This window comes from Kosakonia cowanii JCM 10956 = DSM 18146 (assembly GCF_001975225.1).
Taxonomy (GTDB): Bacteria; Pseudomonadota; Gammaproteobacteria; order Enterobacterales; family Enterobacteriaceae; genus Kosakonia; species Kosakonia cowanii.
Genome location: NZ_CP019445.1, coordinates 902696 through 915583 on the forward strand (window position 1 = coordinate 902696; position 12888 = coordinate 915583).

At 55.3% G+C, this 12888-nt stretch carries 12 protein-coding genes; 5 read left to right on the forward strand and 7 right to left on the reverse strand.

Annotated elements, in window-relative coordinates; genetic code table 11:
• The first annotated feature begins 285 nt into the window (after nt 1-285).
• On the forward strand, nt 286-1872 hold the full coding sequence (gene rtcR / locus BWI95_RS04165; protein ID WP_076769057.1) for an RNA repair transcriptional activator RtcR: 1587 nt from the start codon (nt 286-288) through the stop codon (nt 1870-1872).
• A gap of 149 nt (nt 1873-2021) precedes the next feature.
• The gene (panS, locus tag BWI95_RS04170; RefSeq protein ID WP_054804502.1) at nt 2022-2963 is read left to right on the forward strand and encodes a ketopantoate/pantoate/pantothenate transporter PanS; all 942 of its coding nucleotides are present in this window, start codon (nt 2022-2024) and stop codon (nt 2961-2963) included.
• A 53-nt stretch (nt 2964-3016) separates the two neighbouring features.
• On the opposite strand, the gene BWI95_RS04175 is transcribed toward panS, so the two are convergent.
• Together BWI95_RS04175 and BWI95_RS04180 are read right to left on the reverse strand one after the other, a co-directional pair.
• Complete coding sequence (locus BWI95_RS04175) at nt 3017-3355, reverse strand: helix-turn-helix domain-containing protein (protein ID WP_042712607.1); 339 nt, start codon at nt 3353-3355, stop codon at nt 3017-3019.
• The gene (locus BWI95_RS04180; RefSeq protein ID WP_054804503.1) at nt 3342-3707 is read right to left on the reverse strand and encodes a type II toxin-antitoxin system RelE/ParE family toxin; all 366 of its coding nucleotides are present in this window, start codon (nt 3705-3707) and stop codon (nt 3342-3344) included. The genes BWI95_RS04175 and BWI95_RS04180 overlap by 14 nt, the downstream gene beginning before the upstream one ends.
• A gap of 175 nt (nt 3708-3882) precedes the next feature.
• Here BWI95_RS04180 and BWI95_RS04185 point away from each other — a divergent pair, with 175 nt between their 5' ends.
• Entirely contained in the window at nt 3883-4155 is a 273-nt protein-coding gene (locus tag BWI95_RS04185) for a YjbD family protein (protein ID WP_042712605.1), read from the forward strand.
• Here BWI95_RS04185 and rluF read toward each other — a convergent pair whose 3' ends face one another.
• Entirely contained in the window at nt 4156-5025 is an 870-nt protein-coding gene (gene rluF, locus BWI95_RS04190; RefSeq protein ID WP_054804504.1) for a 23S rRNA pseudouridine(2604) synthase RluF, read from the reverse strand.
• 240 nt (nt 5026-5265) lie between these two features.
• Between rluF and BWI95_RS04195 the strand changes: the two genes are divergently transcribed.
• Together BWI95_RS04195 and BWI95_RS04200 are read left to right on the forward strand one after the other, a co-directional pair.
• Complete coding sequence (locus BWI95_RS04195; RefSeq protein WP_054804505.1) at nt 5266-5538, forward strand: type II toxin-antitoxin system RelE/ParE family toxin; 273 nt, start codon at nt 5266-5268, stop codon at nt 5536-5538.
• 34 nt (nt 5539-5572) lie between these two features.
• Nucleotides 5573-5851 carry an addiction module antidote protein gene (locus BWI95_RS04200; protein ID WP_042712602.1) on the forward strand — a complete coding sequence of 93 codons (279 nt, stop codon included), beginning with the start codon at nt 5573-5575 and terminating at the stop codon, nt 5849-5851.
• Between the two features lie 28 nt (nt 5852-5879).
• Here the strand turns inward: BWI95_RS04200 and BWI95_RS04205 are convergent, their stop codons facing one another.
• The 4 genes from BWI95_RS04205 to metH all read right to left on the reverse strand — a co-directional run bounded on the left by BWI95_RS04205 (nt 5880) and on the right by metH (nt 12853).
• Entirely contained in the window at nt 5880-7511 is a 1632-nt protein-coding gene (locus BWI95_RS04205) for a Na/Pi cotransporter family protein (protein WP_042712600.1), read from the reverse strand.
• Between the two features lie 171 nt (nt 7512-7682).
• Complete coding sequence (locus BWI95_RS04210) at nt 7683-8159, reverse strand: hypothetical protein (RefSeq protein ID WP_232374410.1); 477 nt, start codon at nt 8157-8159, stop codon at nt 7683-7685.
• Nucleotides 8134-8943: a hypothetical protein gene (locus tag BWI95_RS04215; RefSeq protein ID WP_232374411.1), complete on the reverse strand. Its 810-nt coding sequence runs from the start codon at nt 8941-8943 to the stop codon at nt 8134-8136. Before BWI95_RS04215 ends, BWI95_RS04210 begins: the two co-directional genes overlap by 26 nt.
• A gap of 223 nt (nt 8944-9166) precedes the next feature.
• Nucleotides 9167-12853 carry a methionine synthase gene (metH, locus tag BWI95_RS04220; protein WP_054804506.1) on the reverse strand — a complete coding sequence of 1229 codons (3687 nt, stop codon included), beginning with the start codon at nt 12851-12853 and terminating at the stop codon, nt 9167-9169.
• Nucleotides 12854-12888: the final 35 nt, after the last annotated feature.

A 12888-nucleotide genomic window follows, 5' to 3' on the forward strand; every position in this document is an offset into this window, starting at 1 on the left:
CCGATCAATAACCGATTTTCCGCAGATGTCTCTGCACTGACGGAACGCCTCCGGGAAAACGGCGCTTGCCGCTCCTGATGCGCCGGCGGGGTGAATAACCCCAGCGAACTCAGCGTGTTGACGAGATAACTATTGCGAGAGGCGTGCCAAAAAGAGGGAAACAAGAAAATAAATTTTTATCTTATTGAAAATAAATAATTTAATTTTTTAAGGCGATGCCAGGCATTGTGCCAGCCTACAAGATTTCTTATCTTTATATATCGCATTTTATTATTCAGGATAAAGATGAAACGTCGGGTTGTGATTGGGGTGCTGGGAACAGTGCTGGATAAACGCGGAAAACGGCATAACCGCTTTCGCAAATGGCGACCGACAGTGGCGCTCTGCCAGCAAGCGGATTTTCCTGTCGACCGGCTGGAGTTGATCCACCAGCCGCGCGATGAGGGGCTGGCGGCGCACACCGCGGAGGATATCGCTGTGCTCTCGCCGCGCACCGAGGTGCGCACCCACCCGGTGGCGATCAAAAACCCGTGGGATTTCGAAGAGGTCTACGCCGCGTTTCTCGATTTCGCCACCCACTACCCTTTCGACACCGACAATGAAGAGTACCTGGTGCATATCACCACCGGGACGCACGTGGCGCAGATCTGCTGGTTCCTGCTCACCGAAGCGCGCTACCTTCCCGCCAGCCTGTTGCAGACCGGCCCGGCGGCGAGAGGCGCGAACGATAAAGAGATCTCAGCGGGCGTCTGTTCGGTTATCGATCTCGATTTAAGCCGCTATGCCACGCTGACCAGCCGTTTTCAGCGTGAGCAGCAGCAGTCGGTCTCGTTCCTGAAATCGGGTATTGATACGCGCAACGCCACCTTTAACCGCATGATCGATCAGATTGAGCGCGTCGCGCTGCGCTCCTCTGCGCCGATTCTGCTTACCGGCCCGACCGGGGCAGGAAAATCGTTTCTGGCAAAACGCATCTTTCAGCTACGCCACTCCCGCCATCTCGTTGCCGGGCGGCTGGTGGCGGTGAACTGCGCCACCCTGCGCGGCGATAACGCCATGTCGACGCTGTTTGGTCACGTTAAGGGAGCGTTTACCGGCGCACAGCAGGCGCGAACCGGGCTGCTGCGCGAAGCCGATGGCGGGGTGCTGTTTCTTGATGAGATCGCTGAGTTGGGGCTGGACGAGCAGGCGATGCTGTTAAAAGCGATTGAAGAGAAAACCTTTTTCCCCTTCGGCTCAGATAAAGAGGTGCAGAGTGACTTCCAGCTGATTGCCGGTACCCATCGCAATATGCAGCAGTGGGTTGATGAGGGGCGCTTCAGGGAGGATCTCTACGCGCGTATCAATATGTGGACCTTTGAACTGCCGGGGCTGGCGCAGCGGCGCGAGGATATCGCCCCCAATATTGAGTATGAGTTGCAGCGTTTTGGTCTTGAGCAGCAGACGCAGATCCGCTTCGACAAAGGGGCGCGCGAGCGTTACCTGGCCTTCGCCTGCTCGGCGCAGGCGGCGTGGTGCGGCAACTTCCGCGAGCTGAGCACCTCGATTGCCCGCATGGCAACGCTGGCGGAACAGGGCCGCATCACCGATACGCTGGTGGCGGAGGAGATCGCGCGGCTGGAGTACAACTGGCGCGGTGCGCCATCAATGGGCGATTTGCCGGTCGACATGGAGACGCTGGATCTCTTCGACAGACGCCAGCTGGAGAGCGTGGTGGAGGTGTGTCGCCGCACGCAGAGCCTCTCTGAAGCGGGCCGCGAACTGTTTGCGGTCTCGCGGCAGAAAAAAGCCAACCCCAATGATGCTGACCGGCTGCGTAAATATCTCGCGCGCTTTGGCCTGAGCTGGGAGAGCGTGCGCGGCATAACATAAACGATCTTCATCATAATTCGTTTGAATATTAATCCTTAGCACGATAAACATTGGCTATGGTCGGGCTCGAACCCGACCGTTAATAAACCCCCGAATCGTTTACGAGAACGGGGAACAACACAACACAATGTCATCGCAAGGAAATCCCCATGCTCGCAACCTTCACGCGGCTGTTCCCGCTCTGGGCCGTGCTGCTCTCCGTTCTCGCCTACTGTTTCCCGCCGACGTTTGTCGCTATCGGCCCGTGGGTCACTACGCTACTGATGCTGATTATGTTCGGCATGGGCGTGCATCTTACCCTCGACGACTTTAAGCGCGTGCTCTCCCGACCGGCCCCCGTCGCGGCGGGTACGTTTCTTCACTATCTGGTGATGCCGCTGGCGGCGTGGCTGCTGGCAATGATTTTCAAGATGCCGCCGGATCTCTCGGCTGGAATGGTGTTGGTTGGCAGCGTCGCCAGTGGAACCGCATCCAACGTGATGATCTATCTTGCTAAAGGCGATGTCGCGCTGTCGGTGACCATCTCTTCGGTCTCAACACTGGTGGGGGTTATCGCCACGCCCCTGCTGACGCGCCTCTATGTCGATGCCCATATCCAGGTCGATGTAATGGGGATGCTGCTGAGTATCCTGCAAATCGTGGTGATCCCGATTGGTCTGGGGTTGATTGTTCATTACCTCTTCCCGCGGGTGGTGAAAGCGGTAGAACCCTGGCTGCCCGCCTTTTCGATGGTCTGTATTCTGGCCATCATCAGCGCAGTGGTCGCCGGTTCCGCGTCGCATATTGCTTCTGTTGGGCTGATGGTGATTGTGGCGGTGATCCTGCACAACGCGATTGGTCTGCTGAGCGGTTACTGGGGCGGGCGTCTGTTTGGTTTTGATGAGTCCACCTGCCGGACGCTGGCTATCGAAGTGGGAATGCAGAACTCGGGGCTGGCTGCCGCGCTCGGTAAGCTCTACTTCTCACCGCTCGCCGCCCTACCCGGCGCGCTCTTCTCGGTGTGGCATAATCTTTCCGGCTCGCTGCTGGCAGGCTACTGGTCGGGTAAACCGGTAGAGGGCCGTCAGACAAAAGAGCGTAAAGCGAGTTAACGGATAGAGGGAGAGCGGATCGTAGCAGGTCGATCTGCTCTCCCTGATATGGCTTAACCCACGGTGACGGTGACGGGTTTTCCCAGTTTGCCCAGCATTGTTATCAGCGCATCGACGGTAAATTTACTGGTTTTCTGATTCACTACGTCAGAGACGCGCGGTCGTGAAATATTCAGTTTCGCAGCGACGTCGGCCTGCTTGAGTTTGTTTTCATCGATCCAGTCTGAAATCTCCTGCATCAGCTGCTGTTTGATCGCTAAGAGGGCGAGCACCTCTTTTTCAGCCTCCTGCGCGAGAAGTTGCGACTCGGCCTCATCGAATCCCAGTTCGGAAAAGATATTCGCATCGGCGGGGGTGATATGACCGATCGGGCCATGGTTATCTTTTTTCATGTTGACTCCTGTGGTGCTCAATAACATCACGGTAGCGCAATCGGGCCAGCGTTTTATCGGCTAATGCCGTGCGCTGCGATCGTTTGTTAAAGCAGTGCAGAATATAAATAGCCTCTTCAAAACGGGCTATATAGAAAATCCGGTAGGCGCTGGTACGATCCCGCAGGCGGATTTCAACGGCACCGGGGCCGATTTCAGCCATCGGCTTCCAGTCCGTTGCATCCAGCCCTGCCTGAATTTTATGCAGTTGATATCCTGCATCTTTACGCACCTCCGCAGGGAAAGCGCGTAGATCGTTGAAGGAAGTCCCCATCCAGATGACAGGTTTTAACGCAGGCCGGAAAGTGAGCATACTACATCCTTGTATAAAATTTTATACCTATTGTGGAGTGTAGATTACCCTTGTGAACGAGAGTGTCACCTGGCTTCGCGATGACCTGCGAGCCAATTTCCAGTTATGGCGTTCTTGCCTGCGCTTTTGACGCGTTATCGCGTAGACTCGTGACACTTCCTTAGGAGAACATGCCATGGCCGTGACCAGACTGACGCAAAAAGAGATGACCGAAAGTGAACAGCGGGAGCTTAAAACGCTGCTCGATCGCGCCCGCATTGCACATGGACGCCCGCTGAGTAACTCTGAGGCGAACCATGTTAAGAAAGAGTACATCGATAAGCTGATGGCGCAGCGTGAAGCGACCGCGAAGAAAGCCCGCCAGGTGAAAAAGCAGCAGGCTTATAAACCTGATGAGAACAGCACCTTTTCGTGGTCGGCAACCACGCAAACGCGCGGACGCCGCTGATTAGCGCCCTTTCTTTTTCCGGCCCGGCTGGGTAAAGCGTTTACCGGCCGGTTTCGCCCGGCTTTTATCTTCCGGCTTCGCCGCTTTTACCGCAGGCTTTTTCGCCGCCTGCGGTTTCGCGTTGCTCTTCGCTTTCGGTTTGGCTTCCGAGGTGGAGTTCTCAATCAGCTTAAACAGCGCAATCAGCTCATCACCGGTGAGGTCGCGCCACTCGCCGGGCGGCAATCCGGTCAGGCTGACGTTCATAATGCGCGTGCGCTCAAGCTTGGTCACCTCATAACCAAAGTGTTCGCACATGCGGCGAATCTGGCGGTTAAGCCCCTGCACCAGCGTGATGCGGAAGGTAAAAGGCGCTTCCCTCTTCACTTTGCACTTTTTGGTTACCGTACCGAGGATCGGCACACCTGCGCCCATCCCGCGTACAAACTCATCGGTAACCGGCTTGTTGACCGTGACCAGATACTCTTTTTCGTGGTCGTTTCCCGCCCGCAGGATCTTGTTCACCAGATCGCCGTGGTTGGTCAGGAAAATCAGCCCCTGCGAATCTTTATCGAGCCGGCCAATGGGGAAAATGCGGCTACTGTGGTTAACGAAATCGACGATATTGTCTTTTTCGCCCTCTTCGGTGGTACTGACGATGCCAACGGGTTTATTCAGCGCGATAAACACTAGATCTTCTTCACTTCGCGGTTCGATAAGTTGCCCGTTCACTTTCACTACGTCTCCGGCCACCACCTGGTCGCCAATCCCGGCGCGTTTGCCGTTGATAAAGACGTTGCCCTGTTCGATGTAACGGTCAGCCTCGCGGCGTGAGCAGATTCCGCTTTCGCTAATGTATTTATTTAAACGTGTAGATTGGGTTGGCAGCATAAGTTCTCCTCTGAAAGCGAAATATAACGTTGTTGAGCTGAAGAGAAAAATGGATTTTTGCCCCAGCGGCGAAGAAGTGTGCGCTAACTCGTTAAAATATATGCACTATGTGAAAGCGAGCAAAGTAGTCTGCGAGACGCTTTCCAGACTGAAAATGAATCGCTTTTTTGGTGCGCCGGGCATGCCATGATTTTGCCTTGAACAAAACAACCGTAGTTTATAAACTACAAGGCAACTGGCATGAAAGAGATAGTCCAAACCGACGCGTTTAAACTCTGGGAGTCATCATTACGCGATGCGAAATTGCGAGCGATTATCTCAGCGCGTCTTTTTAGATTGGCAAATGGCCTCACCGGAGATGTGAAACCAGTCGGGGAAGGGATAAGCGAATTACGAATACATTATGGTGCCGGTTACCGCATCTATTTCCAGCTGCGGGGTAATACCGTTGTCGTGTTGTTGTGCGGGGGGGATAAAAGTACCCAACCAAAAGACATTATCTACGCCAAATAGCTGGCAAAATGTGTTTAACCATCAGGTGATTACCATGAATAAATTAACCCCTTATGATCCCGCAGCGGCACTGGTTAACGATGAGGCGATAGCGCTCTTCATGGCGGATGCACTGGAAACCGGCGATGCGGCTTATATCGCCCGAGCATTAGGGGTGATCGCTCGGGCCAAAGGGATGAGCGACATCGCTGCAGAAACCGGTTTGTCACGCGAGCAGCTCTATCGCTCTTTCAGCGAAAAGGGGAATCCGACACTGAAGACGACACTCTCCGTAATGAAAGCGCTGGGCATTGAACTGACAGTCAAACGCTAAGCTGCCGTGCCCGCAGGCACGGCGTGGATTAATACTCTTCGCGGGATTCGTCTTCGTCGGGCTGTTCCAGCACGCTGTAGGCTACCGAGCAGAAGAGCGAGTTGAGGCGCTTCATATCGCCGAGCAGGCCGAGGTGCAGCGAGCTGGTTTCAATACTCTGCACGTTTTGCTGATGCAGACGATCGACGTGCGCATGGGAGTAACGGCGGTTCAAAATGCGGAAGCGGTGCTTGCTGCGGCGCAACCGTCGCGCGCTGGTGACATCGCGGGAGAAAAAGACCGACATCGCCAGCTTCAGGTTGTTAAGCAGCTGCTCATGGAGGGCATCCAGCTCTTTCAGCCCTTCAAAGGAGAACGCGCGCCGCGCGGCGAGGGATTTATCGGCGATCTCACTGCCCATGCGCTCAATAATGTCGGAGGCCTGCTCAAGGTTAAGGGACATCTCAATCACCTCGCCCCAGCGTTTAGACTCCTCTTCCGCCAGCTCATCTTTCGGCATGCGCGCCAGGTAGAGTTTGATGGCTGTGTAGAGCACATTCACATCGTCAGCCTGCTTACGCAGCTCCTTCTCCTGACGCGGTTCGCCATGCATCACTTTATGTAGCCCTTCGAGCATCTGCTCCATTGCATCGCCCATGCGCAGCGTTTCGCGTGCGGCATTGGCCAGCGCCAGCGTTGGCGTATCGAGCGCGGAGCTGTCGAGGTGCTTCGGCTTGAGACGCGCCTCCAGCTCCGGCTCTTCGTGGATAATTCGTTTACAGAAGCGCGCCATCGGGCTGGCAAAGGGCACCATTGCCAGGCAGCGGATGACGTTGTAGAAGACATGGAAATAGATCACCAGCTCCGATTCCGGCAGCGGCAGTTTCTGCATCCCGTCAGCAAGGAGGTGAACGAAAGGCAGAATAAGCAGGCTACCCACCAGCTTGAAGAGCAGGCTCCCAAGCGCAACGCGGCGTGCGGCGGCATTGGCCCCGCTGTTATTCAGCATCGCCAGCAGACCAGATCCGAGGTTGGCACCAATCACCAGGCACAGCGCCACCGGGAACGAGATTATACCGGCCGCGGTTAACGTCGCGGTCAGCAACACCGCGGCAAGACTGGAGTAGCTGATAATGGCAAACACCGCGCCAATCAGCGCGTCGAGCATGATATCGCCGGTCAGCGAGGCGAAAATCACCTGCACGCCATTCGCCTGAGTAATTGGCGTCACCGCCTGCACAATCAACTCCAGCGCCAGCAGGATCAGCCCAAGGCCAATGCTGACGCGGCCAAGCTGCCCTTCGCGGGTCTGTTTACGCCCAAGAAAGAAGATCACGCCGACAAAAATCAGCAGCGGCGAAAGCCATGAGAGATCGAAGGTCAGCACCCTCGCCATCAGCGCGGTACCCACATCCGCGCCGAGTACGATCACCAGTGCCGGGGTCAGCGCTACCAGATCCTGGGCGACAAAGGAGGCCACCAGCATTGTGGTGGCATTGCTGCTCTGCACCAGCGCGGTCACGCCAATACCGGCGCAGAAGGCGAGCGGTTTTTTCTCTACGCTGCGGCTAAGCACTGTGCGCAAACGCGCGCCAAACACGCGCATGACGCCGGTTCGTACAATGTGTGTGCCCCACACCAGCAGGGCGACAGCAGAAAGAAGATGTAGCAAAGTTAACACGGAATCAGCTTCTCCTTATCGTTATGCGCTGCCTGTTATCCACATGGATACGGCAACTTTATGAAGTAAGTATAAGGCGTTAAACCTGAGACGGGCGCAGGACGCGCAATCCGCGCCCTGTGAGTTGTAAGAATAGATGACAGTTATGTGACAGAAGCGAGGCGTTGGCGGTCAACGCGTTAACGCGGCATCCGCGCGTGGGGTGCCGTTACGTTTTGCCCAGACCACCGAGCCAATTTTTAACGCTTCCGACAACATAAACAGAACTATCGCGACCAGGGCCGAGCGGAATCCCGTCAGATGCAGCATCATCGGAATCAGCGCAACAGAGCATTTTAATGAGCACACGCGGGCAATTTCCTGCACCACAAAGAAAATCATATTGATATTTTTCTTTGCCAGAAACGACCACGCAGAAAATATTAACGAAATAATTAATGCAATATTAATAAAGAACATCAACTGGACTAATCCACCCGTCACACCGCTGACGCCTAAGCGGCCATAGTTGGAATAAAACGCGCTGATATCAGAATAAAAAGGCACGTTACCGCTCTGCATCGAAAAAAAGAGATATCCGAGCAGCGCCAGCACGTCCATCACGCCCCAAAAGATAAATATTTTATTTCTTAAATTCATAATCTTCATCCCTTACGCCTGGAATCCAGTGCCATGATTTACCTGACACCGCCCAGGCATCATCACCCTCAAGATATTTCTGGTAGATCGTCCGCTTTTCGCCATAGCGGCGGATCACCGAACGATTATAGAGGAACTCGCGCGTATCGGATGCCAGGTCTGCCGGCAGCGGTGTCCACAGCTGAATTTTATCGCGCGAGGTGTTCATATAATCTTTGCCGTCAGAGCCGAAGACGCGCCCCTCGTCGCCCATACTGGTCGCACGGTTAAGCAGCATCACCGCCGCATTCTTCACGCCGTGGAAGTCCGTTTCGCTGGTTTTCCAGTAGCCGGGGCCAAACTCATCCGTTACCGGTGCAAAATCGCTGCGGGTCGGTGCCGGACGCCCGTGCACCGCCACGCTATCTTTAAAGCCGTTGATAATCGTACGCACAAAGACGGCGTTGAACGACAGACTCTGCACGCAGAACAGCTCAGCGCTTTCGGAAATAAAGAACGGATAGTAGAAGCGGTTGCGCGAGCTGATATTTGGCCGGACCACCACCACAATGCCTTTATCAATCAGGCTATCGATATAGTTCTCTTTTTGATGGCCCAGCGGATCGTGCGGTAAACCATATTTAAAACCGTGATGGGGTTTTATGCTGTAGCCATCAATACTGCCTAAAAGATTATTGGGGCTGCTTTCAATAAAGTACTCTTTTTTAATGATGTTTTTTGCAATATCTGGCGCGAGGATATTCTCATAATCCTTCGGCAGTAAATTTCTTTTCCTGATATCATAAATATCCATTTTATAATACTCACGTTTAATTGATGTCAGCCAAAAGCAGCGCAAAAAAGAGAGCAACTTTACTTTTTAATCTGCCTCCATCATACGCATGAAGCGGAATGAGGGCCTAAGAAAATATCATACTTTAAGAATGTTCTTAGTTCAAATTTGTATTATGTCTGCTTTGCGATAGTTTCGTGAAAATGAAATGAAAAAACGGGGCAATTAACCTGCCCCGTATAATTTAATCCGCATCGTAACCTAAATGGGACGCCAGCCAGCGTTCCACTTCCGGCACACTCATCCCCTTGCGACGTGCGTAATCTTCCACCTGATCACGCTGAATTTGCGCCACCGCGAAATATTTACTCTCTGGATGGCTGAAATACCAGCCGGAGACCGAGGCACCCGGCCACATGGCGAAGGACTCCGTCAGCTTCATGCCGGTATGTTTTTCCACATCCAGCAGTTGCCAGATGGTCCCTTTTTCCGTGTGCTCCGGGCAGGCCGGATATCCCGGCGCCGGGCGGATACCCTGGTAATTTTCGCGGATCAGCACCTCGTTGCTGAGGTTTTCATACGGCGCATAGCCCCAGTAGACTTTGCGTACCCGCTCATGGAGATACTCGGCAAAGGCCTCCGCCAGCCGATCGGCTATCGCTTTGACCATGATTTTGTTGTAGTCGTCGTGCGCGGCGTCGTAGGCGTCTGCCAGCGCGTCCTCTTCCAGCCCGCCGGTCACGGCGAAAGCGCCAATGTAGTCCGCTTTACCGCTCTGTTTCGGCGCGACAAAATCGGCGAGGCAGTAGTTAGCAAAGCCGATTTTTTCCGTCTGCTGGCGCAGATGGCAGCCCAGCGCCAGCAGTTCTGTGCGGGTTTCATCCTGGTAGATCTCGACGTCATCGCCGACGCGGTTCGCCGGAAATAAGCCAACCACGCCGCGCGGGTTGAGCCGCTTTTCTGCGCCGAGCATATCGAGCATCTCGTTGGCATCGGCAAAGAGCCGTTTTGCCTCTTCCCCCACCACCTCATCTTCGAGGATGCGCGGATATTTGCCCGCCAGCGACCAGGTCATAAAGAAGGGCGTCCAGTCGATGTAGTTACGCAGCGTCTCAATACTGGCCGTGACCTCCTGCACACCTAACCGATGCGCAACCGGCGGCGTATAGCTCGCCCAGTCGAATGCGAGATCGTTTTCGCGCGCGGCCTGCAGCGTCACCGGCGGCGTACGCGGTTTTTTACGCGCGTGCTGGATGCGCACCGTTTCATACTCTTTGCGGGTGCGGGCGACAAAATCATCGTGCTGCGTGGCAGAGAGCAGCGCAGAGACCACGCCGACGGTGCGCGAAGCGTTCTGCACGTAGACCGTCGGCCCGCTGTAGTTCTGTTCGATTTTGACCGCCGTATGGGCTTTCGAGGTGGTCGCGCCGCCAATCAGCAGCGGAATGGTGAAGCCCTGACGCTCCATCTCTTTCGCCACGTTGACCATCTCATCGAGCGAAGGAGTGATAAGGCCGGAAAGACCAATCAAATCGGCATTCACTTCGCGGGCGGTTTTGAGGATTTTATCCGCCGGCACCATCACGCCAAGATCGATAATTTCGTAGTTGTTGCACTGCAGCACCACGCCAACGATGTTCTTGCCGATATCGTGTACATCGCCTTTTACCGTGGCGATCACCATCTTGCCGTTGCTGCTGCCCTTCTCTTTACTGGCTTCGATGTAGGGCTCCAGATAGGCCACCGCCTGCTTCATCACGCGGGCGGATTTCACCACCTGCGGCAGGAACATTTTGCCCTCGCCAAACAGATCGCCGACCACGTTCATGCCGTCCATCAGCGGCCCTTCAATCACTTCGATGGGGCGTGCGGCCAGCTGGCGGGCCTCTTCGGTATCCTGCTCAATAAATTCGGTGATGCCTTTTACCAGCGAATATTCGAGGCGCTTTTTCACCTCCCAGCTGCGCCACTCCGCCTGCTGGGCGGCGGCACCCTCATCGGCTCCTTTACTGCCGCGATACTTCTCTGCCAGGTCCAGCATGCGCTCGGTGGCATCGTCGCGGCGATTAAGGATCACATCTTCTACCCCATCGCGCAGCTCGGCGGGCAGATCGTCATAAATCGCCAGCTGACCGGCGTTGACGATGCCCATATCCATACCGTTACGAATGGCGTAATAGAGGAAGACGGCGTGAATCGCTTCACGCACCGGGTCGTTACCGCGAAACGAGAAGGAGACGTTCGACACGCCGCCGGAGATCAGCGCGTGGGGTAACTCGCGTTTGATATCTTCGCAGGCACCGATAAAGTCCTGCGCATAGTTGTTGTGCTCTTCGATCCCCGTCGCTACGGCGAAGATGTTGGGGTCGAAAATAATATCTTCCGGCGGGAAACCCACTTCCTGAGTCAAAATCTGGTATGCGCGACGGCAAATCTCAATCTTGCGCGCGCGGGTATCCGCCTGGCCCACTTCATCAAAGGCCATCACCACCACCGCTGCGCCATAGCGGCGCACCAGCTTCGCGTGATGAATAAAGGCGTCAACGCCCTCTTTCATTGAGATGGAGTTAACAATGCCCTTGCCCTGGATGCACTTCAGCCCTTTTTCAATCACCTCCCACTTGGAGGAGTCGATCATGATGGGCACGCGGGCAATATCTGGCTCGCCGGCAATCAGGTTGAGGAAACGCACCATCGCCGCTTCGGCGTCGAGCATCCCTTCATCCATATTGATATCGATAATCTGCGCGCCGCTTTCCACCTGTTGGCGAGCGACATCCAGCGCTTCGTTGTACTTCTCTTCTTTAATCAGGCGCTTGAATTTGGCTGAGCCGGTAACGTTCGTCCGTTCGCCGACGTTCACAAACAGGCTCTCATCGCCGATGTTGAGCGGCTCAAGACCAGCGAGACGGCAGGCAACGGGTAGCTCCGGCAGTTTGCGCGGCGGCACACCAGCAACCGCGCGGCTCATCGCCGCAATATGTTCCGGCGTGGTGCCGCAGCAGCCGCCGACAATGTTAAGGAAACCGGCCTGCGCCCATTCACCGATTTGCGCCGCCATGGTGTCGGCGTCGAGATCGTATTCACCAAACGCATTCGGTAAACCGGCGTTCGGGTGCGCGGTGACGTAACACTCGGCAATGCGCGACAGTTCCTGCACATACTGGCGCAACTCGTCCGGCCCCAGCGCACAGTTGAGCCCGAAGGTGAGCGCATCGGCATGGCGCAGGGAGTTATAGAACGCTTCGGTGGTTTGCCCGGAGAGCGTACGCCCGGAAGCGTCGGTAATGGTGCCGGAGATCATGATCGGCAGATCGATACCCAGCGCGTCGAACTCCTCTTTTACCGCGAAGATCGCCGCTTTGGCGTTGAGGGTATCGAACACCGTTTCGATCATGATCAGATCGGCTCCCCCCTCCACCAGCGCGCGGGTTGATTCGCGATAGGCAGTAACCAACTGATCGAAGGAGACATTACGAAACGCCGGGTCGTTAACGTCTGGCGAAATGGAGGCTGTGCGGTTGGTTGGGCCGAGCACGCCGGCTACATAGCGCGGTTTATCCGGCGTCTGCGCGGTCCACTTATCGGCGCTGGCACGCGCCAGCTTCGCGGCAGCAAAGTTGATCTCCGCCGACAGGGATTCCATCTGGTAATCCGCCATGGCGATGGTGGTGGAGTTAAAGGTGTTGGTTTCAATGATATCCGCGCCGGCTGCAAAGTAGGCATCGTGGATATCAGCAATCACCTGCGGTTTGCTGAGAACCAGCAAGTCATTGTTACCTTTCAGATCGCAGGGCCAGTCGGCGAAACGCTCGCCGCGGAAATCCTGTTCACTTAAACGATAGCTCTGGATCATGGTGCCCATGCCCCCATCCAGAACCAGAATGCGTTCACTTAACTGCTGTTTCAGTTGCTCAACGTTGTTGCTCACACTCACTCCCGACGGCGCCAGATCAGGCCAAAAGG